This window comes from Streptomyces gilvosporeus (assembly GCF_002082195.1).
Taxonomy (GTDB): Bacteria; Actinomycetota; Actinomycetes; order Streptomycetales; family Streptomycetaceae; genus Streptomyces; species Streptomyces gilvosporeus.
This window is the reverse complement of sequence record NZ_CP020569.1, coordinates 1,593,335-1,620,028: the sequence shown is the minus strand read 5'-3', so window position 1 is coordinate 1,620,028 and position 26,694 is coordinate 1,593,335. Positions and strand designations below refer to the sequence as shown.

The window sequence follows — 26,694 nt, the reverse complement described above, 5'->3', positions numbered from 1 at the left end:
AGGGAAGTAGGTCCGATGCGTCCGTTGAAGATGTCGGCGATGGGGGTGGCCGTCGCGCTGGCCGCCACCGCCTGCGGGGGAGCGGCCGACGGGGGGAAGAACGCGGACGCGGCCGGACGCGGGGCGGGCGGCTTCCCGGTGACGGTGGCCGACTGCCACGGCGCCAGAACCACCTTCACCGCCGCCCCCCGCAAGATCGTCACCAGCAATGCGGCCGCCCTGGAGATGCTGCTGCGGCTCGGCGCCGGCGACCGCGTCATCGGCACCGGATTCCCGCCCGGCAAGGGCGCCTTGACCGGGAAGCTCGGCGACCGGGCGCGCAGCGTCCCCGTGCTCGGCAAGACCGTCATCGCCAAGGAGAAGCTCCTCGGATCGGGCGCCGACCTCTACGTCGACACCTTCTCCTCGATGCGGAACATGGGCGGCGCGGGCAGCGCACCCACCGAGGACGAATTCCGGGCGGCGGGCATCAAGCACGTCTCCCTCGCCTCCACCGCCTGCGCCTCGATGGCGAAGGGCCCGCAGAAAGACCTGTCCGGAGTGGAGGGCGACCTGATGCGGCTGGGCGCGGTGACCGGCACCGTGCCGCGGGCGCGGCAGCTCGTGGCCGGCATGCGGGCGAAGACCACCGCGGTGCACAAGGCCCTCGGCGACATCCCGGAGAACAAACGCCCCGGCTACTTCTTCTTCGACTTCGACGCGGGCACCAAACAGCCCATGGCGGTCTGCGGCAGGCAGGTCGCCAACGCCGTGATCACCCAGGCCGGGGCCCGTAACGTCTTCGCCTCATGCGACGGCGACTTCCAGCCCGTCTCCTGGGAGGACGTGGTCGCCAAGAACCCCGACTGGATCCAGCTGGCGGTCCGCAACCGGGGCGATGCGGCGGCGACGGAGAAGGCGTACGACCAGGCCGAGGCGTTCCTCAGGAGCTTCCCGGCCACCAAGGGGCTGCGGGCGGTGCGCGACGGAAAATTCCTGCGGATCGGCTCGGAGCGTACGACGATCGCCGGCGTCGGCACCGCGGACACGGTCGAGCGGATCGCGCACACGATCCACCCCGGCGCCTTCCGGGCCGGGCGGTAGTGGCGGCGGTCACCGGCCGGGTGCGCCGTACGGTGCGCCCGGCGCCGCTCGCCCTGGGGCTGGGCATCGCCCTGGCGGTGGCGCTGACCGCCGCCGTGGCACTGGGCTCCACCACCATCGCGCCCGGCGAGGTGTGGTCCGTGGTGCTCCGCCGCCTCGGCGGCGCCGCTCCCCGGCCCGGCACCGACGACCTGATCGTCTGGCAACTCCGGGTTCCCCGCGCCCTGTTGGCCGCGCTGGTCGGCGCCGGGCTGGGCCTGATCGGGACGGCCACCCAGGCGCTGGTCCGCAACCCGCTGGCGGACCCGTATCTCCTGGGCATCTCCAACGGCGCCTCCCTCGGCGCGGTCGCCGCGATCGTGCTGGGCCTGAGCGCCGGCAGCCCGCTGGGCCTGTCCGCCGCCGCCTTCGCCGGGGCGCTCGGCGCCTTCGCGCTGGTGTGGAGCATGGCCCGGCGGGGCGGGGGATTCTCCCCCCTGCGTCTGGTCCTGGCCGGCGTCGGCATCGGGCAGTTCCTGTCCGGCTTCACCAGTTATCTGGTGCTCCGGGCCGGGGACGAACAGCAGACCCGCAGCGTGCTGTTCTGGCTGATGGGCAGCCTGAGCGGGGCCACCTGGGACATCCTGTGGCTGCCCGCGCTCGCCGTCGCCGCCGCCCTGCTCGTCCTCCAGTCCCGCGCCCGCGCCATGAACGCCCTGATCATGGGCGATGAGACCGCGGCCGCCGTGGGCGTGTCCGCCACCCGGCTGCGCCGCGAACTCTTCGTGGTGACCGGCCTGCTGACCGGCGTCCTGGTGTCCGTCTCCGGGGCGGTCGCCTTCGTGGGCCTGATGGTGCCCCATCTGTGCCGGCTGCTCATCGGCGGCGACCACCGCCGCCTGCTCCCGCTCGCCGCGCTCACCGGCGCGGTGCTGATGGAGATCGTCGACGTGGTGTGCCGTACGGCCATGGACACCCAGGAGCTGCCGGTGGGTGTGGTCACGGCGATGATCGGGGCGCCCGCCCTGCTGTTGATTCTGGACCGGCGGATGGAGACGGGCCGATGAAGGTCGAGATCGAGGATCTCCACGTGGGCTACGCGGGCCGGGACGTGGTCGCAGGCGTGCACCTGGTGGCGGCCGAGGGCGAGATCGCCGGACTGGTCGGCCCCAACGGGAGCGGCAAATCCACCGTGCTGCGCACCGTCTACCGCCATCTGCGGCCCACCGCCGGCCGGGTGCTGCTGGCCGGGACCGATCTGCGCACCCTGAGCGTGGGGCGGACCGCACGACAGATCGCCGCACTCCCGCAGGAACGCGGCAGCGACTTCGAGCTGACCGTGGCGGAGGTGGTGGTGATGGGCCGCACGCCCTACAAGCGGGCGTTCGCGGGCGACGACCTCCGCGACCGGGAGATCGTGGCGCACGCCCTGGCCGCCGTCGGCATGGCCCGCCACGCCTCCCGGAGCTTCTCCGCACTCTCGGGCGGCGAGCGCCAACGGATCCTGCTTGCACGGGCGTTCGCACAGGACCCGCAGGTCCTGGTGCTGGACGAACCCACCAACCACCTCGACATCCAGCACCAGGTCGAACTCCTCGCCCTGCTGCGCGCCCAGCGTCGCACCACCCTGATCTCCCTGCACGACCTGAACGCGGCGGCGTCCCTGTGCGACCGCCTGCACGTTCTGCACCGGGGCGCGGTGGTGGCCTCCGGCCCGCCCCGCGCGGTGCTCACCCCCGACCTGCTCGCCGAGGTCTTCGGCGTGCGGGCCGCAGTCACCGAACACCCGCTCACCGGGGATCCGTTGATCGCTTTCGATCACCGACGTACGGCGTAGACGCTCACCGTGCCTCGAAATGGCTCGGCCGCCCCCGGTGCAGTACCAGCCGGCCGAGCCGTTCGGCATCCGCGCGACGCATCAACTCCCTGCGCCCGTCCCGGTGTTGAAGGACGCACGCATGCCACGGCGTCATCCACACATCCGGCGTGTCGAGCAGCCGGATGCCGAATTTCGCCGCACCGCGCGGCTGGGGGTGGATGGACAGCCGGACCGCCTCGGGGTGGTGCTCGGCGATCAGCGCGCCCCAGGCCCGGCTGCGCTGGATCACGCCGTAGGCGCGGGCCCGGCAGTCGCGCTGGAGCGCCGAGCGGGTCCCGTCGAAGGAGGCGGTGTCCTCGAAGAGGAAGCGGGTGATGCCCTGGTAGAGCCGCCGGGTCTCCTCGTCGCCGGCCCGGATCCGCGCCCGCAGCGCCTCTCGCGTCGGCGCGTGGCGGGCGTGGACCCGGGCGCGTTTCTCGTCGTACGGGAGGTCGCCGAGCACATCGCGCAGATCGAACAGGCGCAGATGCGCCAGGCCCTCGCTGCGGATCAGCGCGCGCAGGGCGTCGCCGTAGGCGTCGATGTGCGCGTCGGGGACGCCGATGAGGTCGCCGAAGACATGGCCGTCCGCGCACAGGACGATCCGCGCGCCGGGCGGGTGGACGGCGGAGATCCGGGCGCACAGGCCGTCCAGGAAGCGCAGGGCGAGCCGTTCGCCCTCGTCGGGGAGGTGGCCGAGGACCTTGGCCGGGTTGGGGGATTTGCAGGGGAAGCCGGGGAGGGTGAAGGAGAGGGGTGCGCCCGCGGCGATGGCCGGAAGGAGCCTGCGCAGCTGGGGGCCGCAGGCGGCCGGGCCGGGCTCGTGGGGGTCGTCGTCCAGGGTGCGGCGGTGGGGGAGGAGCAGGGCGAGGACCGCCTCGGCCGTCGCCAGGTGGTCGGCGGCCGCGCCCGGGTGCGGCCGTAGCGCGTCGGTCAGCATGCGGCGTCCGGGGTGTGGGCGACGGGGCAGCCGGTGCCCGGGGACGCGGTGTGACCGGTGGCCGGGGACGCGGTGTGGCCGGGCCCGTACGCCACCGGAAGCCGGTCCACCCCGCGGGCGAGCACCGCGGGAATCCAGGTCAGTTCGGAGTCCGGTACGGCCATCCGCAGGCCCGGCAGTCGGCGCAGCAGCGTGCCCAGGGCGACCTGGAGCTCGATACGGGCGAGCGCCGCGCCGGGGCAGAAGTGGATGCCGTGGCCGAAGGCGAGATGGGGGTTGGGGGAGCGGTCGAGGTCGAGGGCGTCGGCGTCGGGGAAGCGGCGCGGATCGCGGTTGGCCGCGCACAGGGAGACGATCACCGAATCGCCCGCCGGGATGCGGGTCCCGTACAGATCGGCGTCCTCGGCGAAGAAGCGCCAGGTGGTCAGCTCGAAGGCGCTGTCGTGGCGCAGGAGTTCCTCGACGGCGCGGGGCAGCAGCTCGGGCCGGGCGGCCAGCGTCGCCAGCTGCTCGGGGTGGCGCAGCAGGGCGACCAGGGCGGTGCTGATCTGGTTGGTGACCGGCTCCTGCCCGGCGACCAGCAGCTGGAAGATCATGGAGTCGAGCTCCGGCGGCCGCAGCCGACCGTCGTCGCAGGCGGCGACCAGCCGGGAGAGCAGATCCGCGCCCTGCTCGCGGCGCTTGTGCGCCACCAGATCGGCGATGTACCGCTGAAGGCCGCGCAGCCGCGCCTCGTACGCCGGGCGGCCGGGGTCCTGGGGGCCGACGGGCTGGACGACCTTGCCCCAGTCGCGGTCGAAGCGGTCCGCGAACTGCCGTGGCAGGCCGATGACTTCGGCCAGCACCTGGAACGGGAAGCGCGCGGCGAAGCCCTCGACGAGGTCCGCGCGGCCGGTGCCGGGCAGCGCATCGAGCAGGGCATCGGCCATTTCCTGGAAGCGCGGGCGCAGTTCCTCCATGCGCCGGTGCGCGAAGGCGTCGGTGATCAGCCGGCGCATCGCGGTGTGCCGCGGCGGGTCCTGGTGCAGCAGATGCACCTGGAGCTGGGAGTGCTGCGGCTCGGGCATGATCGAGGCCCGCGCCCGCCAGGCGGCGTTGCCCCGGGAGTGGTGCTTGCCCAGCCGCGGGTCCGTGAGCGCCTGTTGGGCCGCTTCGTGGCCGGTGACGAGCCAGGCGCAGACCCCGCTGGGGAAGCGGACCCGGTGGACCGGGCCGCGCGCCCGCAGTTCGGCGTAGAGGGGGTAGGGATCGCGTGTGTAGTCCGTCCCGTACAGCTCTACGGGCTCCGGCGCTGCGGCGGCCATGCCGGTGGTCTCCTCTGGTCGTCTCCTGCGCCGCGCCCGGACGGTGCGGCGTGGGAGAGGTCGGGCGGCGACGGCGTGGAGTTCCCGCGGAGCGGGGGGATTTCGCCCACAGAGGTCCCGTCCGGCCGCACCGCGCCGGATGCGCAAACCCAGGTAGTCGGTCCGGGCGGCGGCCCGGTTCCGCCCGGTACGAGGGAGAAACCTCACGCGTCGCCCGGGGGTCTTTCGGGCCCTCGACCCCACCGCGGCCTGCCAGGATGCGCATTCTCCACCCCCCCAACCCAGGAGCGGCGATGCCTCCCTCTCCGGTCCCTCCGGTCCCTTCGGCCGACCGCAGCCGGCCCGCGCTTCCCCCGGCCGTCCAACGCTTCCTGCCGGCCCGGTCCGTGGTGGGATTCCTCGCCCTGCTGGCGGTGCTCTTCGTGCTCGCGTACGGAGCCGGCACCGCCGCCGGACCGGTCGCGCCGGGCCTGCACCCCCAGGGCGGCACCCGCACCCAAGACCCCGGGCCCGCCGGAGACATGGGCGGGATGCCCGGGATGGGCGGCGCGCGATGACGGCCGCACCCCCGCCCGAAGCCGCGCCGCCCGCCCCCTCCCGTACCACCACGCTCACCGTCGGCGGGATGACGTGCGCCGCCTGCGTCGGCCGGGTCGAGCGGAAACTCGGGCGGCTGGACGGCGTATCGGCCTCGGTGAACCTGGCCACCGGCCGGGCCCACGTCAGCCATCCGGAGGCGCTGCCGGTCGACGACCTCATCGCCACCGTCGAGGCGGCCGGGTTCACGGCCCAGTTGCCCGAACCGCCGCCGCAGCCGGTCGATGACGACGGCGCGGGCGGCGAGCGGACCGACGCCGCGCACACCGCGCCGCCCCCGGCCGGCGACGACACCACCCGCGCCGAACGCCGCCGCCTCCTGGTGACGGCCCTGCTCTCGCTGCCCGTCCTGGCCCTGTCCATGGTCCCCGCCTGGCAGTTCCGCCACTGGCAGTGGCTGTGCTTCGTGCTCGCCGCACCCGTCGCCGTCTGGGGCGCCGCCCCCTTCCACACCCGTGCGCTGCGCGGCCTGCGGCACGGCGCCGCGACCATGGACACCCTGGTCGCCCTCGGCGTGGCCGCCTCCTTCGGCTGGTCCACCTACGCCCTGTTCCTCGGCGGCGCCGGCGCGCCCGGCATGACCATGCCGTTCACCCTGCTGCCCACGGTCGGTGACCCGAGCGCGCATCTGTATCTGGAAGCGGCCGTGGGCGTGGTGCTGTTCGTGCTGGCCGGCCGCCGGATGGAGGCCAGGGCCCGGCGCGGCACCGGCTCCGCGCTGCGCTCGCTGGCCGCGCTCGCCGCCAAGGACGTGGCGGTACGCCGGGACGGGACCGAACACCGCATCCCGGTGGACCGGTTGCGCGTCGGCGAGCTGTTCCTCGTCCGGCCGGGGGAGAAGGTGGCCACCGACGGTACCGTCACGGAGGGCCGTTCGGCCCTGGACCTGTCGCTGGTCAGCGGGGAGAGCCGGCCGGTCGAGGCCGGGCCGGGCACGCGGGTGGTCGGGGGCGCGGTCAACTCGGGCGGCCTGTTGGTGGTCCGGGCCGATGCGGTCGGCGCCGACACCCAACTCGCCCGGATCACCCGGCTGGTGGAGGACGCCCAGACCGGCAAGACCGCGGTACAGCGGCTCGCCGACACGGTGGCGGCCGTCTTCGTCCCCGCCGTACTGACCGTCTCGGTCACGGTCCTGGGATTCTGGCTCGGCGCCGGAGCGGCTCCGCAGGCCGCCGTCACCGCGGCCGTCGCGGTCCTGGTCGTCGCCTGCCCGTGCGCCCTGGGCCTGGCCACCCCGACCGCGCTGCTGGCCGCCACCGGGCGCGGCGCCCAGCTCGGGATCCTGGTCAGCGGACCGCGGGCCCTGGAGCGGCTGCGCCGCATCGACACGATCGTCCTGGACAAGACCGGCACCCTGACCACCGGCGCCATGAGCGTCACCGCCCTCACCCCGCGCGCCGACGGCCTCGCCGCGGCCGAGGTCCGCCGCCTGGCCGCGGCCGTGGAGCAGGGCTCCGAACATCCGCTGGCGCGGGCCGTCACCGCGCATGCCCGCGGCCTCGACGACCAACCCCCGCCGCCCGTACGGGATTTCGGCTCCACCCCGGGCGAAGGCGTCCGCGGCACGGTCGACGGGCACCGGGTGACCGTCGGCCGTCCGCCCGGCGATCCTGCCGGCCTGCCGGCGCCGCTGCCCGAGGCCGTACGCGAGGCCGAGGCCGCCGGGCACAGCCCGGTTCTGGTCACCGTGGACGGCACCCCCGAGGCGGTGCTCGCCGTCGGCGACGCGCTGCGCCCCGATGCCTACCGGGCCGTCGACCATCTGCGCCGCCTGGGCCTGCGGCCCGTCCTGGCCACCGGGGACCGCGAGGCCACCGCCCGCGCCGTGGCCGGACATCTCGCCGTCACCGAGATCCATGCCCGCGCCACCCCGCAGGACAAGGCCGCCCTGGTCACCGCCCTGAAGGAACAGGGCGGCCGGGTCGCCGTGGTGGGCGACGGGGTCAACGACGCCGCGGCCCTGGCCTGCGCCGATCTCGGCATCGCCATGGGCAGCGGCACCGACGCCGCGATCGGCGCCGCGGATGTCACGCTCGTCCGCGAGGACCTCCAGGCCATCGCCGACGCGGTACGGCTGGCCCGCCGCACCCTGGCCACCATCCGCGCCAACCTCGTCTGGGCCTTCGGCTACAACCTCGTCACCGTGCCGCTGGCCGCCGTCGGCCTGCTCGATCCGATGCTCGCCGCCGCCGCGATGTCCGCCAGTTCGCTGCTGGTGGTGGGCAACAGCCTCCGCCTGCGGGCCTGGCAGTCGGCCCGGCAGGCACCGGGACCCGCCCGGCAGAGCACGGGACCCGCCCTCCGCTCCCGCCACCCCAGTACGTCCGCTCCCCGGGAGACCTCATGAACCTCATGGACCTCATGAACCGCCTGCGGACCGCCGCCGTACCGCTGCTCGTCTGGCTGGTCACGCTGGGAGCCCTCACTGCCTGGACCGCCACCGGCAACGCCGGCACCCCCGCACGCCTCCGCGCCGCCGAGGGCCGGGTGCTGATTCCGTACGGTACGGAGTCCACCGCGGCGTTCTTCACCCTGCGCAACACCGGCACCGCGAACGACGTCCTCACCGGCGTCACCGCCCCGCCCGGATATCGCGCCATGCTCAGCCGCACCGTCGACATCGGACGCAACGCCGGCCGGATGGAGATGGCTGGCGCCGTCACCGTCCCGGCGGGCGGCACCCTGCGGATGACCCCGGCCGGCCTGGACATCATGGTCACCCCGCCGCCCCGGCTCACCCCGGGGGACCGCCTCACCTTCACCCTCCACTTCCGCGACAGTCCGCCGCTGACCGTCCGGGCGCGGGCGGTCAGGACGCTGGCCGGGCCGTGACCGGGGGCGCGGGGCCACCGGCCCCGGCGCCCGCGAATCCGAGCGGCCCGCAACCGACGGCCCCCGCACCGGACGGACCGGTGCGGGGGCCGAGGCCGTACAGCCCGGACTGATGACCCGTCAGGCCGCGGCGTCGGCGAGCGCGCGCGACCGGTCGGCGGCGGCGGGCTCCCGGGCCCGTTCCGCCTCCGCCAGGTGCGCGATCAGCGTCTCCCGCGCCCGCGCCACCCGGGACCGGACCGTCCCCACGGGAGTGCCCATCACCCCGGCGGCCGCCGCATACGGCAGCCCCAACAGCTGCGTCAGCACGAACGCCTCGCGCCGCCCCGGTCCCAGCGCCGACAGCAGCTCCGTCAGGGCGACGCCCTCGTCGAAGCCCGGCACCCCGCGCGGCTGCACCCGTTCCGCCGCGGACTGCCAGTCGTCGGTCGCCGCCAGCCGGGGCCGTACGGCCAGCGCACGGATCCGGTCCGCCACCACCCGCCGGGCGATCGTCAGCAGCCAGGTCCGCGCCGAGGACCGGCCCTCGAATCCCGGCAGACTGCGCAGCGCCCGGACATAGGTGTCCTGCACCAGATCGTCGGTGGCCTGCGGATCGCCGCTCAGATGCGTCACATAGCGCCGCACATCGAGCTGGGTGGCCCGGACGAACTGCTCCACGGCCCGTTCGTCACCGCCGCGGGCGGCCAGCGCCCACCGCGTCACCGCCTCGTCATCGCGCATGGCGCATCCGCCCCTCGCCGTCCGTCCGCGCTTCGGGGAGGATGGGCCCATGCACTGCGCGCGCATCCGTACGGCCCTCTCCGCCCGCCTCGACGGCGAGCAACTGCCGCCCGGCGTCACCGACCACCGGCTCGATGCCCATCTGTCGGGCTGCGCGGACTGCCGCCAGTGGCAGGCGCGGGCACGGGAGCTGGCGGCGGACCTCGGCCGGGCCGCCGTCGCCGCCGAGGGCGATACGGCGTCGGCCGAGGCGCTGCTGGCCCATCTGCGGTCGCGGTCGACGTCCGGCTGAGGGGTCGCCGCAGCGCCCCGTCCGGACAGGAGTCATCGCACACATCATTCGGAGTCCTCGGGAGTCCTTGGCGTGATCCGGCCGCCGCGCGGGCGGCCGGTGAAGGGAGTTCGACCGTGCTGTCAGACGACAGCCGGCTCCCGCGGAGGACCCCGCAACGACCTCGTATGGGCCAGCAGCAGCCGGCGCACCGCACGCCGCGGCTCCTGCCGGGCGGCCCGTACGGCGGGCGGCGCCTGGGGCAGCACGATGCGCAGCACCAGCGTCAGCGGCGGGAACACCCGGGCCGACACGGCCCGTACCAGCCGGAACGCCGCCCGTTCGCCGCCCCACAGCCACCATGCGCTCAGCAGGGCGATCAGGAGGTGGACGGCGAGCATGCCGACCGCGTCGCCGCCCATGGCGTGCATCCCGTGGGCGGCGGGCATCCGGGCCGTGCCCGCCATGGCGTCCATGCCCGGCATCCCGGCCATGTCCCGGTGTGCCGCGGCGATGTCCGCCGGCGACATCCCCTGCGCACCGCACAGCCAGGTGTTCGCCCACTGCTGGGCCAGTGACGTCCGCTCGGCCCCCGCGTCGGCCAGTGCCTGCCCCAGGGAGAAGGCGCTGTGCAGGGCGGCCTGGGTGCCGACGGTCGCCAACCCCACCAGCAGCGGGCCGCGTTCGCGCCCGGCCAGCAGCCAGGCGCCGGACGCGGTGACGGCGCCGGCCGCGAGCAGCATCCACCCGGGCACCGCGGCATCCGACATCGCCATGTGCCCGAGCGCAGCGAGCAGCACACACACCGCGGCGAACACCGCGGCGCGCAGCCCCCGAAGTACGTGCCCCGCATCCATGACGCGCCCATCGTCCCATTCCGCCCGCCGGGCCCGACGAGAGGGTCAGGCGGTGTGCGCGGACCGCGCCTCGGCCGGATCGTCAACCAAGGGTTGACGGCATCGCATCGTCAACCTATGGTTGACGTATGGGGAATTCAGACCGCACAACGAATCCGGTCCGCCTCGACGATCTGATCGAGGCCATCAAGACCGTCCACACCGACGCACTCGACCAACTCTCCGACGCGGTGCTCGCCGCCGAGCACCTCGGCGATGTGGCCGACCATCTGATCGGCCACTTCGTGGACCAGGCGCGGCGTTCCGGCGCGTCCTGGACGGACATCGGCAAGAGCATGGGGGTCAGCAAGCAGGCGGCACAGAAGCGCTTCGTGCCCAAGGGATCCGGCGAACTGGCGGACGATGCCCAGCAGGCGTTCGGCCGCTACACCCCGCGGGCGCGCAAGGCCGTGGTGGCGTCCCAGGAGGCGGCCCGCGCCGCCTCGCACGACGCCATCCGCCCGGAACATCTGCTGCTGGGGGTGCTGACCGAGCCCGACGGACTCGGGGCACGGGCGCTGGTGGAACAGGGGGCGACCACGGACGCCGTCCGCGAGGCCGCCACCGCCGCGCTGCCGCCCGCGGCCGACGAGGTGCCGGCCCTGATCCCGTTCGACGCGCAGGCGAAGAAGGCACTGGAGCTCACCTACCGCGAGGCCCTGCGCCTGGGCCACAACTACATCGGCACCGAGCATCTCCTGCTCGCCCTGGTCGAACGCGAGGCCGGTACCGGCGTCCTGTCCGGCCTCGGCATCACCAAGGAGGCCACCGAGACCGCCGTCAACGACGTCATGGCCGCGGCCATGAAGGACCGCGACCAGAACGAATCCTGAAGTTCACGCCCTCCCGCCGACGCGGGGTGACGCGGGCGGCGCCGTCCGGACGGCGCCGCCCGCGTCGGGTGTGCCGCCTTCACCGGCTCCGGCCGGCTCCGGTCCGACCCGGGGCCGGGCGACCGTGCTGCGCATTCGCCCGGGTCCGGGGGACCATGGATGCACCGCGAGGTGCGCGTTCACCGGCGGAGGGAGTGCCTGCGATGAATACGGCGGTCCCCTTCGGCTCCGCGGACGGGCAGTGGGCGTCCGGGGCGGCGGGGCGCAGCGGGCTGCTGGATCTGCTCGGCGTGGCGGCGGTGGTCCTGGACGCCGAGGGCCGGATCGTGCTGTGGAGCCCGCAGGCCGAGGCGCTGTTCGGCTACACCGCGAAGGAGGCGCTGGGCCATCACGCGGGACCGCTGCTGGTCCCTCCCCAGCATCTGGACCTGGTGCTTCGGCTGTTCTCCGAGGTGATGTCGACGGGCGAGATCTGGGCCGGGGCCTTTCCCGTACGCCGCAAGGACGGCAGCACCCCGCTGGTGGAGTTCCGCAATATGCGGCTGCTGGACGACCGCGGCGATTTCTATGCGCTGGGCATCGCCACCGACGAGGCGACGCTGAGCCAGGTGGAACGGGATGTGGCGCTGTCCACGCGGCTGGTGGCGCAGTCCCCGATCGGGGTGGCAGTCCTCGACACCGATCTGCGCTACCTGGCCGTCAACCCGGCCCTGGAGCGGATGAACGGCATCCCGGCCAAGGACCATCTCGGCCGTACGGTCCACGAGGTGTTGCCGTTCCTGGACGCCGCGAAGATCGGGGCCGCACTGCGGCAGGTCCTTCGGACCGGCCGCCCCCTGGTCGACGAGTACACCGTGGGCCGCACCCCCGCCGATCCCGGCCACGATCACACCTGGTCGGTCTCCTACTACCGGCTGGAGGACCCCGCCGGGCGGGTCCTGGGCGTGGCGGGCCTGCTGGTGGATGTCACCGACCGCCAGCGCGCCGCCACCGAGGCGGCCCGCGCCCGATGGCGCCTGGCGTTGATCGCCGACGGCTCGTCCCGTATCGGCACCACGCTGGAGGTGGACCGCACCGCTCGCGAACTGGCCGAGGTCGCGGTGCCCGAACTCGCCGACGTGGCGGCGGTGGACGTCCTCGACTCCGTCCTGGAAGACCGCCGTCCCGCCGAGCCCGGCGCGCACCCCGCGCTCTTCCGGGCGCTCGCCGTGACGGCCGCCTACCCCACCGAGGCGGTCCGCGCCGCCGACCCGCCCGGCCACCTCGCCCGCTACGGGGCCGACCGGCTGGTCACCCAGTGCGTACGGACCGGCCGCCCCATCCTCGTCCCGCATGTCGACGAACGGGACCTCGCCCGGATCGCCCGCGACCCCGAGGCCGCCGCCCTCCTGGCCCGCGCCGGCGTCCACACCTACCTGACCACGCCGCTGATCGCCCGCGGCGGGGTGCTCGGCGCGCTGTGCCTCACCCGCGCCCGCAACCCCGAGCCCTTCGACGAGGACGATCTGACCCTGGCCGGTGAACTGGCCGACCGGGCCGCCGTCTGCATCGACAACGCCCGCCTCTACCAGAGCCTGCGCGACGCCGCCGTCACCCTCCAGCGCAGCCTGCTGCCGGGCCGCCCGCCCCGGCGGACCGGCCTGGAGATCGCCACCCGCTACCGGCCCGCCGGCACCACCCTGGAGGTCGGCGGCGACTGGTTCGACGTCATCCCCCTCGTCGCCGACAAGACCGCGCTCGTCGTGGGCGATGTGATGGGCAGCGGCATCAACGCCGCCACCACCATGGGACGGCTGCGCACCGCCACCTCCACGCTGGCCGACCTCGACATCCCGCCGGCCGGCGTCCTGCGGCACATCGACAAGATCACCGCCGATCTGGACCAGTACGCCACCTGCGCGTACGCCGTCTACGACCCGCACCGCGCCGCCTGCCGGATCGCCGTCGCCGGACATCTGCCCCCGGTGCTGATGCGCACCGGCGAGCCGCCCCGGTTCCTGGATCTGCCCACCGGCGTGCCGCTCGGCGTGGGCGGCGTCCCCTTCGAGGACACCACCTTCGACCTGCGCCCCGGCGACCGGCTGGTCCTCTACACCGACGGCCTGGTCGAGACCCGCCACGACTCCCTGGATGAGCGCCTGGCGCTGCTCCTACGCCTGCTGGACGTCCCCGACCGCTCGCTGGAGGACACCTGCGACCACCTCCTGGAGGCCCTGCGCGATCCGGACGACCACGACGATGTCGCCGTCCTCATCGCCCGGCTGCGCTGACCCCGCGCGGGAGATCGCTACGACGCCAGATCGCGCTGGATCAGCCGCGCGGCCGCCTCGATGGTGGCCACGCCGTCCTGCATGGTGCGGTTGCCGTGCGAGAGGACCGCGATGCCGTAGTCATGGCCGCCGCCGGTGAAGACGCCGACGCTGTGCACCCGCCAGCCGTTGGTCTTGCGGGGCAGCCAGCCGTTCTTGACGTGCACCGTGGCCGTGTCCGGCGCCCCCGCGGGCACCCCCCACTGCTGGTCCGCCTCGACCCGGTGCATCAGGTCCAGCGCGTAGGCCCGATCGGACGGGGTCAGGACGGCGTTCTCCGACGTCAGCAGCCGCAGCAGCGACAGCTGGTCGTCCGCGGTGATCTGGGTGAGCCCCCACGAGCCGCCCGTGCCCGGCACCGTGTCGTGCATCTCGGCAAGATCCAGGAAGCGTTCGACCCCGGCGAGCCCGATCCTGTGCCAGAGGGCGTCGGTCGAGGCGTTGTCCGACTTGGTGATCATGGCGGTGGCCCAGCGGTCCTCCTGCGGCGTGAGGCGACGGTGCGCCTCGTCGGCCTGGTGCAGCAGCGCCCCGAGGACGGTGACCTTGACCACGCTCGCGGAGTCGAAGTGCTCGGCGGCGCGGTAGTGGCAGGTGGTCCCGGTGGTCCGGTCGTAGACGGCCATGGCCGACCGGCCCTTGCGGCCGTCGAGGGCGGCCGCTATGTCGTGCGACAGCAGGGGGGCGAGTCCGGGCTTGTCCGAACTGCACACCACCTGCGAGTCGCCCGCGGGGGCGCTGGCGGTGCTCGCCATCGCGGGCGTCGCCGCGTTGACGACCGTGAGCAGCGTTCCGGCCGCCACGGCCGCGGCCAGGCCGCGTCGGGCACGGCGAGACGTGAGCGATGCGCGCATGAGGGACATCCGTTCCGGCCGTCCGATGTGCCGTGGATTGCGGCACATTTCCGTAAAGGGACGACGGTGACGATACGGGGGCCGGCCGCGACCACCCCCGAGAAACGGGCACAATGTCCGGAATTGTCGGCACCATTGATCTGTGACATTCGCCAAATCGGCGGCGCCGACCCTGGTGGCGGGGCAGTGCCTACTGCCCCGCCAGCACCTCCGGCCGCAGCAGGTCGGCCAGCCGGTCGGCCGGCAGCAGGCCCCGTTCCAGGACCAGTTCGGCCACGCCGCGCCCGGTGGCCAGCGCCTCCTGGGCGATGGTGGTCGCGGCGGTGTAGCCGATGTGCGGGTTGAGCGCCGTGACCAGGCCGATGGAGTTCTCCACCGCCCCGCGCAGGGCCTCGGTGTTGGCGGTGATGCCCGCGACACAGCGTTCGGCCAGGGTGCGGCAGGCGGCTCCCAGGTGGGTGATGCTCTCCGACAGGGAGTGCAGGATGATCGGCTCGAACGCGTTGAGCTGAAGCTGACCGGCCTCCGCGGCCATGGTGATGGTGACGTCGTTGCCGATCACCTCGAAGGCGACCTGATTGACGACCTCGGGGATCACCGGGTTGACCTTGCCGGGCATGATGCTCGAACCCGCCTGCACCGGCGGCAGGTTGATCTCCCCGAGCCCGGCCCGCGGACCGGACGACAGCAGCCGCAGGTCGTTGCAGCTCTTGGAGAGCTTGACGGCGATGCGCTTGAGGACGCCCGAGAGATGGACGAACGCGCCGCAGTCCTGGGTGGCCTCGACGAGGTTGGCCGCGGTGACCAGCGGCAGCCCGGTGAGCGCGGCCAGATGGCGGCGGGCCGCCTCCGCATAGCCCTCCGGGGCGTTGAGGCCGGTGCCGATGGCGGTGGCGCCGAGGTTGATCTCGTGGATGAGCAGCGCGGCCTCGGCCAGCCGGCTCTGGTCCTCCTCCAGCATCACCGCGTACGCGGAGAACTCCTGGCCCAGCGTCATCGGCACGGCGTCCTGGAGCTGGGTGCGCCCCATCTTGAGGACGTCGCGGAACTCCTCGGCCTTGGCGGCGAAGGTCTCGCGCAACAGGCCCATGGCATCGAGGAGTTCGCGGACGGCGATGACCGTCGCCACCTTGACCGCGGTCGGGTAGACGTCATTGGTGGACTGGCCGAGGTTGACGTCCTCGTTGGGGTGCAGACGGCCGTAGTCGCCCTTGGCGCGGCCCAGGATCTCCAGGGCGCGATTGGCGATGACCTCGTTGGCGTTCATGTTGGTCGACGTACCGGCGCCGCCCTGGATGACGTCGACGACGAACTGGTCGTGCAGCAGGCCCTGTTCCCGGATCTCCCGGCAGGCGGCCGCGATGGCGTCGGCCTTCTCCGGGGCGAGCAGCCCGAGGTCCTGGTTGGCCCGCGCGGCGGCCTCCTTGACGGCGGCGAGGGCGTTGATCAGATGCGGGTAGGCGGAGATCGCCGTCCCGGTGATGGGGAAGTTCTCCGTGGCGCGCAGGGTGTGCACGCCCCAGTAGGCATCGGCGGGTATGTCCCGGTCGCCCAGGAGGTCGTGTTCGCGGCGGTGGCCGGCGCAGGCGGCAGTCATGGTGCGGGTGTCCTTCGGGGGAGAGGGGTGGGGGAGCGGCTACGGGGCGGAGTGCGTCGCCAGGGCGCCCGCGGCGCGGAGGGAACCGACCGGCTCGCCGCCCCCGATGACCGGCGCGGCGGCGAAGGGGGCCAGGATCCGGGGGTCGACCCCGCAGCGTTCCAGGGCCGCGGCCGTCACCGGCATCCGGGCGCGGTCGGCGCCGTCGGCGATCTTCACGCCGACCGCCCGGCCGTCCGGCAGCGCCGCGATCTGCACGCCTTCAAAACCGTCCTTGGCGATCAGCCCGGGTATCGCCCGCATCAGCCGGGTGACGTCCCGCCCCTCCCCGGCGATCATCTCCGGATGCGCGCGCACGGCGGCCGCGATCCGGCCCTCGTCGGTGTCCGATGCGGCGGTCGCGAGCCGGGCCGCCGCCCTGGTCAGACCGTGCAGCGAGACGGCGAACAGCGGCGCCCCGCAGCCGTCGACCGTGACGTGGGCGATGCCCTGGCCGGTCAGATCCTCCACCGTCGAGGCCAGCTCCCACTGGAGCGGATGGCCGGGGTCGAGGTAGCTGTCCAGGCACCAGCCCCGTGCCCGGGCGGTCATCAGCATCGCGGCGTGCTTGCCGGAGCAGTTCTGCGCGAGCCGGGTGGGGCCCAGGCCGCGGCGCAGCCACTCCTCCCGTTCCGGGGCGCCGTACGGCAGATCCGGGACGTTGCGGAGCGCGTCCTCGGTCAGCCCGGCCGACCGGAGCAGCCGCCGGGCCGCGGAGAGGTGGACCGCCGCGCCGGAGTGGCTGGCGGCGGTCAGCGCCAGCGAGGCGTCGTCCAGCGGCGGCAGCCCCGCCCGCAGCAGACCGACCGCCTGAAGCGGCTTGAGCGCCGAGCGGGGGTAGAACGCCGCCTCGATGTCGCCGGTCTGGAATTCCACGCTGCCGTCGGCCGCCAGCACGACGACCGAGCCGTGGTGGACCCCTTCGACGAGACCGCCGCGCACCATATGGGCGACGGGGGCATGGGCCGGTTCGCGCACATCTGGCGGAGCGCCCGGCGCAGGGCGGGTGGACGACGGCGGTGACTGCCGGAGAAACTGCTCGCTCACGCCGAAACCTCGCTTCGCTCGGCCCCGCGTTCGCGAGGCGCGCACCTCTTGACTGTTCGCTCGCTCCGCTCGCTCACGCCGAAACCTCGCTTCGCTCGGCCCCGCGTTCGCGAGGCGCGCACCTCTTGACTGTTCGCTCGCTCCGCTCGCTCACGCCGAAACCTCGCTTCGCTCGGCCCCGCGTTCGCGAGGCGCGCACCTCTTGATTGATCGCTCGCTCCGCTCGCTCACGCCTGGTCCTCTGCTTCGGGGGAGGGGTCCGTACGGTGGGCCGGCCGCACGATGGTGGACAGCGTCGACTCGACGCGGGCGAGGTGGTGGGCCATCGCCTCGGCCGCGTCCTGCTCGGACCGGTCGGTCAGCGCCTCGACGATCGCCCGGTGCTCGCGGTTGGACTGCTCGCGCCGTCCGCCGAGCTCGTTGAGGAAGGCCGACTGACGCGCCAGCGCATCGCGGATCTCCTCGATGACCCGCCGGAAGACCGGATTGCGCGCCGCCTGGGCGATGGCCAGATGGAAGAGGGTGTCCATCGCGACCCAGGCCGTGGTGTCGGTCTCCCGCTCCATCCGCTCCAGCAGATGCGTCAGATGATCGAGGTCCTCGGGCGTATGGCGCACGGCGGCATATCCGGCCACCGGGATCTCCACATGGCGGCGCACCTCCAGCAGATCGCTGGCCGCGTAGTCGCCGAAGGTGGGGTCGGCGACCGCACCGTCGGAGACCACAAAGGTGCCCTTGCCGGTGCGCGAGACCGTGAGCCCCATGGTCTGGAGCGCCCGCAGCGCCTCGCGCAGGACGGGCCTGCTCACTTCCAGTCGTCGGCACAGCTCCGCCTCGGACGGCAGCTTGTCCCCGACCGCGTAGTCGCCGCGCTCGATCGCGCCGCGGAGGTGGCCGAGCACCGCCTCCATCGCGCTGACACGCCTCGGCATCTCGCCAGCTGTCTGGCTGTCTGACAGGTTCACCCCGGGATAGTCGACCCGAGGAGTGCGGGATGTCAAGAGGGCCGGTGCACGCCGCCCCGTCGGCCACCGGCCGGGCCGCCTTCGGTGACAGATCGAATGAAGCGGCGCACAGCGGGCAGCCGACCAGACACCCCCTGCACGGGGCGCCGGGCGAGGCGCGGCGGTGCGGGCGGGTGTCGTCGATGGCGCAGCGCTCTCCGTCGGCGTGGACCACGACGACCGGAGGAGCGGAATCGATGCGGCGAGGGCAGTGGCAGCGGGCGGGGTCGCCCCGATGACGGACACGGCGGCGGAGCGGGCGGCGGCGAGGGCGGCGAAGGGGCCGGCCGGCGCGGTGCAGTCGGTGGACCGCGCGGTGAGCGTCCTGGAGATCCTCGCCCGGCACGGCGAGGCCGGGGTGACCGAGGTCGCCGACGAGCTGGGCGTGCACAAATCGACCGCGTTCCGGCTGCTGGGGGTGCTGGAGAACCGGGGGTTGGTCGCGCAGGAGCAGGAGCGCGGCAAGTACTACCTGGGTGCGGGGGTGCTGCGGCTGGCCGGGGCGGCCGCCGTACGGCTGGACATCTCGCAGGAGGGCGCGCCGGTGTGCCGGGGCCTCGCCGACGAGCTGGGCGAGACGGTCAATATCGCGGTGCTGGACAACACCGCCGCCGTCAACATCATGCAGGCCCGCGGCCCGGCCTCGGTCACCGCGCAGAACTGGCTCGGCCGGCGGACCCCGCTGCACGCCACCTCCAGCGGCAAGGCGCTCCTCGCCCACCAGGCGGAAGCGGTGCAACAAGCCTATCTGGCACGGAAGTTGCCCCGGCTGACCGAGCGGACGCTCACCTCGCCCGCGGCGCTGCGCCGGGAGCTGGCGGAGGTGGTCGACCGCGGATACGCGGTGGCCATCGAGGAGTTGGAGCTGGGGCTGCGCGCGGTGGCCGCGCCGGTACGGGCGCACGACGGGACGGTCATCGGGGCGATCAGCGTGTCGGTGCCCGCCTACCGGCTGGCCGAGGACCGGCTGGCGGAGGTGGTCAAGCGCACCGTCGCCGCCGCGGCGGAGCTCTCGCGGCGGATGGGATACGCCTGCTGAGCGGCTGAGGCGCAGGGGGACGGCGGGCGAAGCGAGGTGGGGGCCCCAGCCGAAGGCTGGGGGAGGGGCGCGGGGCCGGAGCGGCTGCTTCGGCCCCGCGGCCGTAACCGGCCCTTTGCGACGAGCCGTCCCGGGCCTCTTGACGCTGCCGAGGCGCCGCTTCCACGATGTCTCCCGGCGCGCGATGTCTCCTATCGCGCAACCAGTCGTGCAGTGCGCAACACTGGCGTCGCCAGGAGGAGGGCCATGTCCCGTACGCCCGCACACCGTTCCCGCGTGGTCGTCATCGGCGCCGGCATCGTCGGCTGCTCCCTCGCCGACGAGCTGACCGCCCGCGGCTGGACCGAGGTCACCGTCCTCGAACAGGGCCCGCTCCCGGCCCCCGGCGGCTCCACCTCGCACGCCCCCGGCCTGGTCTTCCAGACCCATCCGTGCAAGACCATGACCGAGTTCGCCGCCTACACCGTCCGGAAGTTCGGCTCCCTCGCCGCCGACGGACTGCCCTGTTTCCTCCCCGTCGGCGGCCTGGAGGTCGCCACCACCGAGGCCCGCTGGGCCGATCTGCACCGCAAGGCCGGACTGGCCGCCTCCTGGGGCGTACGCGGCGCCCTGCTCACCCCGCAGCAGTGCACAAAGCTGTGGCCGATGCTGGACGGGACCCGCCTGCACGGCGGCTTCCACACCCCCGACGACGGCCTGGCCCGCGCCGTGCCCGCCTGCCGCGCCCAGATCGCACGGGCCGAGAGCCGCGGCGCCCGCTTCCTCGACCGGCACACCGTCACCGGCATCGACAAGGCGGACGGCCGCATCACCGCGGTCGTCACCGACCGCGGCACCTTCCCCGCCGACCACGTCGTCTCCGCCGCCGGATTCTGGGGCCCGGTGATCGGGGCGATGGCCGGCGTGGACGTACCGCTGCTGCCGCTGGCCCACCAGTACGCCACGACCAGCCCGCTGCCCGAACTGGCCGGCCCCCACGCCCCGGGCACCGAGGCGCTCCGGCCGATCCTGCGCTTCCAGGACCGCGATCTGTACTTCCGCGAGCATCTCGACCCCGCCGGGGGTCGCTTGGGCATCGGCTCCTACGCCCACCGCCCGATGCCCGTCGATCCCTGCACCGTCCCCGCCTACGACCAGGCTCCGGATATGCCGTCCTCGCTGCCGTTCACCGAGGAGGACTTCGCCCCGAGCCGGCAGGACGCCCTCGACCTGCTGCCCGCACTGGCCGGCTCCACCGTCGAGCGGGGCTTCAACGGCGTCTTCTCCTTCACCCCCGACGGCATGCCGCTGCTCGGCGAATCCCGTGAGCTGCGCGGGTTCTGGCTGGCCGAGGCGGTCTGGGTCACCCATTCCGCGGGCGCCGCCAAGGCCGTCGCCGAGTGGATGACCGACGGCCGCCCCGCCGCCGACCTCCACACATGCGACCTCGCCCGCTTCGAGGACGCCCAGCGCTCACCCGCCTATGTCGCCGACCGCGGCGCCCAGAACTTCGTCGAGGTCTACGACGTCATCCACCCGCTCCAGCCCCTGGCGCACCCCAGGCCGCTGCGCACCAGCCCCTTCCACCCCCGCCAGCAGGAACTCGGCGCGTACTTCCTGGAAGGCGGCGGCTGGGAGCGCCCGCACTGGTACGAGGCCAACGCCCCGCTCGCCGACGGCATCCGCCTGCCCGAGCGCGACGCCTGGTCGGCCCGGTACTGGTCGCCGATCGCCGCCGCCGAGGCGCGGGCGACTCGGGAGCGGGTCGCCCTCTACGACATGACCCCGCTGCGCAGGCTGGAGGTCACCGGCCCCGGCGCCCTGGACTTCCTCCAGCACATGACCACCAACAACGTCCGCAAAAAACCCGGCGCGGTCACCTACACCCTGCTCCTGGACGAGTCCGGCGGCATCCGCTCCGACCTCACCGTCGCCCGCCTGGGCCTGGACCGCTTCCAGATCGGCGCCAACTCCCCGTCCGATCTGGACTGGTTGCTGCGCCATGCGCCCGCCGGAGTCCATATCCGTGAGGTCACCTCCGGCACCTGCTGCATCGGCGTATGGGGACCGCTCGCCCGCGACCTCGTCCAGCCGCTGACCCGCGACGACTTCTCCCACGAGGGCTTCGGCTACTTCCGCGCCCGGCAGACCTACGTCGGCCATGTGCCGGTGACGGCGCTGCGGCTCAGTTACGTCGGCGAGCTGGGCTGGGAGCTGTACACCACCGCCGACCTGGGCCTCAGGCTCTGGGACACGCTGTGGGAGGCGGGCCGGGAGCACGGGGTCGTCGCCGCCGGGCGCAGCGCGTTCAACAGCCTGCGGCTGGAGAAGGGATACCGCGCCTGGGGCGTGGACATGACCGACGAGCACACCCCGTACGAAGCGGGCCTCGGCTTCGCCGTCCGCCGGGACAAGGAGTTCCTGGGACGGGCGGCACTGGACGACGACGCCCCCCTCACCCGCACGCTGACGCCCCTCCTCCTCGACGACCCGGCGGCGGTCGTCCTCGGCCAGGAACCCGTGTACGACGACAACGCCGTGGCCGGTTACGTCACCAGCGCCGCCTACGGCTACACCCTCGGCCGCTGTATCGCCTACGCCTGGCTGCCGCCGCTCGCCCCCGGCACCGGCGTCCACATCGAGTACTTCGGCGCGCGGCTGCCCGCGACCGTCGCCGAAGAGCCGCTGTTCGACCCGAAGATGACCCACATCCTGACGTGAACGCCGTCGCCGCGAGGAGGCCACTATGTCCCCCACCCATGACGTGATCGTGATCGGTCTCGGCGGTATGGGCAGCGCCGCCGCCCATCATCTGTCCGCCCGGGGCGCCCGCGTGCTGGGCCTGGAGAAGTTCGGCCCGGTCCACCATCGCGGCTCCAGCCACGGCGGTTCGCGCCTCACCCGGCAGTCCTACTTCGAGGACCCGGCCTATGTGCCGCTGCTGCTGCGCGCGTACGAGCTGTACGCGGAGGTGGAGCGGGCGACCGGCCGGGAGATCGCCACCCTGTGCGGCGGGGTGATGGTCGGACGCCCCGCCTCGCGCACGGTGGCCGGTTCCCTGCGCTCGGCCCTTCAGTGGGATCTGCCCCACGAGATGCTCGACGCCAAGGAGATCCGCCGTCGTTTCCCGACCCTCGCCCCGCACGACGACGAGGTCGCGCTGTACGAGCGGCGGGCCGGTCTGGTCCGCCCGGAGAACCTGGTCGCCGCGCATCTCCAGCTCGCCACCCAACAGGGCGCCGCGCTGCACTTCGACGAGCCGATGGTCCGCTGGGAGCCCTACCGGGACGGCGTGCGCGTCCACACCGCCGAGAACACCTACACCGCGGGCCAGTTGGTGATCTGCCCGGGCGCCTGGGCACCGCAGCTGCTCACCGACCTCGGGGTGCCGTTCACCATCGAACGGCACCTCATGTACTGGTTCCAACCGCGCGGCGGCATCCGCCCGTTCCTGCCCGCGCACCACCCCGTCTACATCTGGGAGGACGCGGCGGGAGTGCAGGTCTACGGCTTCCCCGCGATCGACGGCCCGGACCTCGGCGCCAAGGTCGCCTTCTTCCGCAAGGGCACCGTCTGCACCCCCGAGACCATCGACCGCACCGTGCACGACCACGAGGTGGCCGCCATGGCGGACCGGATGTCCGGCTGCCTGCCCGATCTGCCCGGGACCTTCCTCAAGGCCGCCACCTGCATGTATTCCAACACTCCCGATGAGCACTTCGTCCTCGCCCGGCATCCCGCGCACCCGGACTCGGTCACCGTGGCCTGCGGGTTCTCCGGACACGGCTTCAAGTTCGTGCCCGTCGTCGGCGAGATCCTCGCCGATCTGGCCCTGACCGGTGCCACCGCGCACCCGATCGGCCTGTTCGACCCTCACCGCCTCGTCAACGCGCCCGCCTGAGGAGTACGCCCGTGACGACGACCCCGACGTCCCCCAGCCTGATCGCCACCCTCGCCGGCCGCTACTACACCGACCCCGGCCTCTTCCGCCAGGAGCAGGAGAAGATCTTCGAGCGGCTGTGGTGCTGTGCGGTGCGCGCCGCCGACCTGGAGCGGCCGGGCGCCTACCGTACGGTCACCATCGGCCGGGAGAGCGTACTGGTCACCCGCAACCGCGCCGGCGCGCTGCGCGCCTTCCTCAACGTCTGCCGGCACCGCGGCGCGCAGCTGTGCACCGACGAGTCCGGCGAGGTCCGCCGCAGCCTCCAGTGCCCCTACCACGCCTGGACCTACGACCTCGACGGCCGCCTGGTGGCCGCCCCCAACCTCCAGAAGATGCCCGACGTCGACCGCACCGCACGCGGTCTGCTCGCCGTCCCGCTGCGCGAATGGCTGGGGTACGCCTGGGTGTGCCTCGCCGACCGGCCGCCGTCCTTCGAGGAGACGGTGATCGGCGCGGCGGCCGAACGGCTGGGCGACGCCGCGGCCCTGGACCGCTACGGCACCGAGGGCCTCGCCCTCGGCAAGCGGATCACCTATGACGTCCGGGCCAACTGGAAGCTGATCGTCGAGAACTTCATGGAGTGCTACCACTGTGCGACCATCCACCCCGAACTGACCGAGGTGCTCCCGGAGTTCGCGGAGGGACTCGCCGCGCAGTACTACGTCGGCCACGGCGCGGAATTCGCCCGGGAGGCGGCGGGGTTCACCGTCGACGGCGGCGCGGGCTTCGGCCGGCTGCCGGGGATCGAGGACGCCCAGGACCGCCGCTACTACGCGGTCACCGTCCGCCCGCAGACGTTCCTCAACCTCGTCCCCGACCATGTCATCGTCCACCGGATGTTCCCGATGGCCGCCGACCGGACGCGCGTCGAATGCGACTGGCTGTATCTGCCGGAGGTCGTCGCCTCCGGCGCCGATGTCTCCCGGTCCGTCGAACTCTTCCACCGGGTCAACACCCAGGACTTCGCCGCCTGCGAGCGCACCCAGCCCGCCATGGACTCCCGCGCCTACCGCGACGGCGGGGTGCTGGTGCCCAGCGAGCACCACATCGGGGCCTTTCACGCCTGGGTCACCGCCTGTCTGGAGGACGGGCGGTGACCCGGTAGCGGCGTGCCTCAGGCGGTGGTCTCGGCGGCCACCGGCTTGGGGATCAGGAACGACGTCGCGATGGCCAGGGCCATGATGACGACGCCCGCGATCATTCCGGCCGTGTACCCGGCGGGGGACGTGGCGTCCGCGGGGTCGCAGGCGGTCTTCACCGCGTACAGCAGCGCGAAGCTCAGGCCCGCGCCGAGGTTGAAGGCGCCCGCGTTCAGACCGGGCAGGAAGCCCGGGTTCTCGCGGGGGGACAGGACGATGCCCAGTCCGTTGAGGACGATGTTCGCCACGCCCGCGTAGGCGATGCCCACCAGGAGGGAGGCCGCCAGCAGCAGGAGACGCGAATGGCTGCCGAGGGTGAGGAACAGCAGGGCGACGGTCGCCACCGAGCCGACCAGACCGCAGCGCAGCACCCGGCGGTAGCCGAAGGTGGCGGCCAGCCGGCCGGCGAGGGGGCCCATGGCGAGGCCGGCCAGTGCGTACGGCGTCAGGGTCCACCAGGCGGACTGCTCCGCGCTCATGCCCAGTCCGGCCTGGGAGTCCTGGGCGAACGCCGGGATCAGGCCGTTCATCACCGCGAACACACCGGTCATGGTGAGCACGGTGGTCAGCAGCGTCGCCCAGGTGCCGCGCTGCTTGAGGTGCCGGGTGGCGACCAGCGGATGGCCGCTGGCGTTCTCGGTCCGCCAGAAGGCGGCGAAGGCGGCCACGGCCACGACCAGCAGCACCGCGATCAGCGACCAGTCGGCCGCGGCGAGCTTGCCGGCCTCGTTCAGCGCGATCAGCAGCGCGCCGATGGACACCACGAGGAAGGCGACGCCGGGCCAGTCCATACGGGTCGCCTCGGGTGCCTTGGACTCGGGCGTCAGGGTGGCGATCAGCGCCGTGGCCACCGCGGCGACCACCGCCATCGCCCAGAACACCGACTGGAAGCCGTGGTGGTCGGCGAGATAGCCGCCCGCCAGGGAGTCGACGCCGGCGATACCGCCGTTGACGGCGGTGATCACGCCGAGCAGGGTGCCGTACCGCTTGGGCTCGGTGACCTCGACCCGCAGCATGATCAGACACAGCGGGACGACCGGACCGGAGGCGCCCTGGATGATGCGGCCGACGAACAGCATCGGGACGCTGGTCGCCAGCGCGGCGACCACACAGCCCACGGCCATCAGGCCGAGCATGCCGACCAGCACCTTGCGGCGGCCGATGACATCGCCCAGGCGGGGCAGGAACAGGGAGAACAGCGCCGCGGAGGTGAAGAACGCGGTCTGGGTCAGGCCGATCTCGGCGGAGCTGGCGCCGAGGGTGTCCTGGATGCTGGTGAGCGCCGGGCTGAGCATGCTCGCATTGAGCTGGAACGCGAAACACGCCGCCAGCAGCGCGATGACCAGGACGGATATCCGGACGCCGGATCCCGTGGCCGCCTCGGCGGGGCGGCCGTCGGTGGTCAGGGTGTTCATGCGGCGCCGCCCTCCCCGATCCGCTCCAGGGCGTCCACGATCAGGTTCCAGAACCGCTCGTGGTCGAGCTTGACGGCCACCTGGGTGGTGCAGTCGGCGGGCGCCGGCGCACGGAAGTCCGTCACGGTCATCCCGAGGGTCAGCTCACCGCGCAGCTCGATGTCGACCGGGGCCTTGCGGACCGTCATCACGTCCGGGTCGATGACATAGGCGACCGCGCACGGGTCGTGCACCGGCGGGTGCTCGAAGCCCTGGTTCTCGCGGTACGCCTCGCGGAAGAAGTCCAGCAGCTCCAGGACGAAGCGCGCGGGCTTGGTGCCGACGGCGGCGATCTTCGCCTCGACCTCGGGGGTGGCCAGCGCCTGGTGGGTCAGGTCCAGGCCGACCATGGTGACCGGCCACTTCTCGTTGAAGACGATATGGGCGGCCTCGGGGTCGATCTTGATGTTGAACTCGGCGACCGCGCTCCAGTTGCCCTCGTGGAAGCCGCCGCCCATCAGCACGACCTCGCGCACCCGCTCCGCGATCCGCGGCTCCTTGCGCACCGCCATCGCGATGTTCGTCAGCCCCGCGGTCGGCACCAGGGTGATCTCGCCCGGCTCGTGCGCCATGACGGTGTCGATGATCAGGTCGACGGCGTGCCGCGGGTCCGGCGCGAACGCCGGCTCGGGCAGCTCGGGGCCGTCCAGACCGGTCTCGCCGTGGACCTCCGTCGCGATCTGGATGTCCCGGACGAGCGGACGCGGGCAGCCGGCGGCGAAGGGGACGCCGGTGATACCGGCGATGGTGGCCACGGACAGCGCGTTGCGCGTGACCTTCTCCAGGAAGTGGTTCCCGACCACGGTGGTCACCGCGACCAGCTCGACGTCGGGATTGCCGTGCGCCAGCAGCATGGCGACGGCGTCGTCGTGCCCCGGGTCGCAGTCGAGAATGATCTTTCTGGCCAACGGAGGAGCCCCTTTGCTCTGCGGAGGTGGTGCGGCGGTGACGTCTCGTAGGCGCGCCCGCAGAAG

General features: G+C 73.4%; 23 protein-coding genes. 13 read left to right on the top strand and 10 right to left on the bottom strand.

Going from position 1 to position 26,694, the window contains the following annotated elements; all coding sequences use genetic code 11:
* Positions 1 to 15 precede the first annotated feature (15 nt).
* The 3 genes from B1H19_RS07110 to B1H19_RS07100 are packed head-to-tail and all read left to right on the top strand — an operon-like array spanning position 16 to position 2,899.
* Positions 16 to 1,083: an ABC transporter substrate-binding protein gene (locus B1H19_RS07110; RefSeq protein ID WP_237289189.1), complete on the top strand. Its 1,068-nt coding sequence runs from the start codon at positions 16 to 18 to the stop codon at positions 1,081 to 1,083.
* The gene (locus B1H19_RS07105; protein WP_083103768.1) at positions 1,083 to 2,129 is read left to right on the top strand and encodes a FecCD family ABC transporter permease; all 1,047 of its coding nucleotides are present in this window, start codon (positions 1,083 to 1,085) and stop codon (positions 2,127 to 2,129) included. Before B1H19_RS07110 ends, B1H19_RS07105 begins: the two co-directional genes overlap by 1 nt.
* Positions 2,126 to 2,899 (top strand): ABC transporter ATP-binding protein, encoded by a 774-nt coding sequence (locus tag B1H19_RS07100; RefSeq protein WP_083103767.1) that lies wholly within the window; start codon positions 2,126 to 2,128, stop codon positions 2,897 to 2,899. Before B1H19_RS07105 ends, B1H19_RS07100 begins: the two co-directional genes overlap by 4 nt.
* Positions 2,900 to 2,903: 4 nt before the next feature.
* Here B1H19_RS07100 and B1H19_RS07095 read toward each other — a convergent pair whose 3' ends face one another.
* Both B1H19_RS07095 and B1H19_RS07090 read right to left on the bottom strand, forming a co-directional pair.
* Entirely contained in the window at positions 2,904 to 3,860 is a 957-nt protein-coding gene (locus tag B1H19_RS07095; RefSeq protein ID WP_083103766.1) for an L-tyrosine/L-tryptophan isonitrile synthase family protein, read from the bottom strand.
* Complete coding sequence (locus B1H19_RS07090; protein WP_083103765.1) at positions 3,854 to 5,164, bottom strand: cytochrome P450 family protein; 1,311 nt, start codon at positions 5,162 to 5,164, stop codon at positions 3,854 to 3,856. Before B1H19_RS07090 ends, B1H19_RS07095 begins: the two co-directional genes overlap by 7 nt.
* 293 nt (positions 5,165 to 5,457) lie before the next feature.
* Between B1H19_RS07090 and B1H19_RS07085 the strand changes: the two genes are divergently transcribed.
* The 3 genes from B1H19_RS07085 to B1H19_RS07075 are packed head-to-tail and all read left to right on the top strand — an operon-like array spanning position 5,458 to position 8,593.
* Positions 5,458 to 5,721, top strand: coding sequence for a hypothetical protein (locus B1H19_RS07085; RefSeq protein ID WP_107425906.1), 264 nt, complete (start codon positions 5,458 to 5,460; stop codon positions 5,719 to 5,721).
* The gene (locus B1H19_RS07080; protein WP_083103764.1) at positions 5,718 to 8,108 is read left to right on the top strand and encodes a heavy metal translocating P-type ATPase; all 2,391 of its coding nucleotides are present in this window, start codon (positions 5,718 to 5,720) and stop codon (positions 8,106 to 8,108) included. The genes B1H19_RS07085 and B1H19_RS07080 overlap by 4 nt, the downstream gene beginning before the upstream one ends.
* Positions 8,105 to 8,593 (top strand): copper chaperone PCu(A)C, encoded by a 489-nt coding sequence (locus B1H19_RS07075; protein ID WP_237289187.1) that lies wholly within the window; start codon positions 8,105 to 8,107, stop codon positions 8,591 to 8,593. Before B1H19_RS07080 ends, B1H19_RS07075 begins: the two co-directional genes overlap by 4 nt.
* A 120-nt stretch (positions 8,594 to 8,713) precedes the next feature.
* On the opposite strand, the gene B1H19_RS07070 is transcribed toward B1H19_RS07075, so the two are convergent.
* Positions 8,714 to 9,316 carry a sigma-70 family RNA polymerase sigma factor gene (locus B1H19_RS07070; protein WP_083103763.1) on the bottom strand — a complete coding sequence of 201 codons (603 nt, stop codon included), beginning with the start codon at positions 9,314 to 9,316 and terminating at the stop codon, positions 8,714 to 8,716.
* 49 nt (positions 9,317 to 9,365) lie between these two features.
* On the opposite strand from B1H19_RS07070, the gene B1H19_RS07065 reads away from it, so the two are divergent.
* On the top strand, positions 9,366 to 9,608 hold the full coding sequence (locus tag B1H19_RS07065) for a zf-HC2 domain-containing protein (protein ID WP_083103762.1): 243 nt from the start codon (positions 9,366 to 9,368) through the stop codon (positions 9,606 to 9,608).
* 122 nt (positions 9,609 to 9,730) lie between these two features.
* Here B1H19_RS07065 and B1H19_RS07060 read toward each other — a convergent pair whose 3' ends face one another.
* Positions 9,731 to 10,444, bottom strand: coding sequence for a PE-PGRS family protein (locus B1H19_RS07060; protein WP_083103761.1), 714 nt, complete (start codon positions 10,442 to 10,444; stop codon positions 9,731 to 9,733).
* A gap of 128 nt (positions 10,445 to 10,572) precedes the next feature.
* On the opposite strand from B1H19_RS07060, the gene B1H19_RS07055 reads away from it, so the two are divergent.
* Both B1H19_RS07055 and B1H19_RS07050 read left to right on the top strand, forming a co-directional pair.
* Positions 10,573 to 11,316, top strand: coding sequence for a Clp protease N-terminal domain-containing protein (locus tag B1H19_RS07055; protein ID WP_083103760.1), 744 nt, complete (start codon positions 10,573 to 10,575; stop codon positions 11,314 to 11,316).
* Between the two features lie 203 nt (positions 11,317 to 11,519).
* The gene (locus tag B1H19_RS07050; protein WP_083103759.1) at positions 11,520 to 13,586 is read left to right on the top strand and encodes a SpoIIE family protein phosphatase; all 2,067 of its coding nucleotides are present in this window, start codon (positions 11,520 to 11,522) and stop codon (positions 13,584 to 13,586) included.
* Positions 13,587 to 13,603: 17 nt separating this feature from the next.
* Here B1H19_RS07050 and B1H19_RS07045 read toward each other — a convergent pair whose 3' ends face one another.
* The 4 genes from B1H19_RS07045 to B1H19_RS07030 all read right to left on the bottom strand — a co-directional run bounded on the left by B1H19_RS07045 (position 13,604) and on the right by B1H19_RS07030 (position 18,127).
* Complete coding sequence (locus B1H19_RS07045; RefSeq protein ID WP_083109468.1) at positions 13,604 to 14,479, bottom strand: serine hydrolase; 876 nt, start codon at positions 14,477 to 14,479, stop codon at positions 13,604 to 13,606.
* 190 nt (positions 14,480 to 14,669) lie between these two features.
* Entirely contained in the window at positions 14,670 to 16,076 is a 1,407-nt protein-coding gene (gene aspA / locus B1H19_RS07040) for an aspartate ammonia-lyase (protein WP_083103758.1), read from the bottom strand.
* Positions 16,077 to 16,115: 39 nt separating this feature from the next.
* Positions 16,116 to 17,162 (bottom strand): asparaginase, encoded by a 1,047-nt coding sequence (locus B1H19_RS07035; protein ID WP_237289185.1) that lies wholly within the window; start codon positions 17,160 to 17,162, stop codon positions 16,116 to 16,118.
* A 227-nt stretch (positions 17,163 to 17,389) separates the two neighbouring features.
* On the bottom strand, positions 17,390 to 18,127 hold the full coding sequence (locus B1H19_RS07030; RefSeq protein WP_083103756.1) for a FadR/GntR family transcriptional regulator: 738 nt from the start codon (positions 18,125 to 18,127) through the stop codon (positions 17,390 to 17,392).
* 274 nt (positions 18,128 to 18,401) lie between these two features.
* On the opposite strand from B1H19_RS07030, the gene B1H19_RS07025 reads away from it, so the two are divergent.
* The 4 genes from B1H19_RS07025 to B1H19_RS07010 all read left to right on the top strand — a co-directional run bounded on the left by B1H19_RS07025 (position 18,402) and on the right by B1H19_RS07010 (position 24,224).
* A complete protein-coding gene (locus tag B1H19_RS07025; RefSeq protein ID WP_203237118.1) occupies positions 18,402 to 19,205 on the top strand; it encodes an IclR family transcriptional regulator in 804 nt (267 codons plus the stop codon).
* A gap of 246 nt (positions 19,206 to 19,451) precedes the next feature.
* Positions 19,452 to 21,905 (top strand): GcvT family protein, encoded by a 2,454-nt coding sequence (locus tag B1H19_RS07020; protein ID WP_083103755.1) that lies wholly within the window; start codon positions 19,452 to 19,454, stop codon positions 21,903 to 21,905.
* Between the two features lie 25 nt (positions 21,906 to 21,930).
* A complete protein-coding gene (gene solA / locus B1H19_RS07015) occupies positions 21,931 to 23,085 on the top strand; it encodes an N-methyl-L-tryptophan oxidase (RefSeq protein ID WP_083103754.1) in 1,155 nt (384 codons plus the stop codon).
* Positions 23,086 to 23,096: 11 nt separating this feature from the next.
* The gene (locus tag B1H19_RS07010) at positions 23,097 to 24,224 is read left to right on the top strand and encodes an aromatic ring-hydroxylating oxygenase subunit alpha (protein ID WP_237289183.1); all 1,128 of its coding nucleotides are present in this window, start codon (positions 23,097 to 23,099) and stop codon (positions 24,222 to 24,224) included.
* Positions 24,225 to 24,241: 17 nt separating this feature from the next.
* Here B1H19_RS07010 and uriT read toward each other — a convergent pair whose 3' ends face one another.
* Both uriT and uriH read right to left on the bottom strand, forming a co-directional pair.
* On the bottom strand, positions 24,242 to 25,681 hold the full coding sequence (gene uriT, locus B1H19_RS07005) for a uridine transporter UriT (RefSeq protein ID WP_083103752.1): 1,440 nt from the start codon (positions 25,679 to 25,681) through the stop codon (positions 24,242 to 24,244).
* Positions 25,678 to 26,628 carry a uridine-preferring nucleoside hydrolase UriH gene (gene uriH / locus B1H19_RS07000; protein ID WP_083103751.1) on the bottom strand — a complete coding sequence of 317 codons (951 nt, stop codon included), beginning with the start codon at positions 26,626 to 26,628 and terminating at the stop codon, positions 25,678 to 25,680. The genes uriT and uriH overlap by 4 nt, the downstream gene beginning before the upstream one ends.
* Between the last annotated feature and the right edge of the window lie 66 nt (positions 26,629 to 26,694).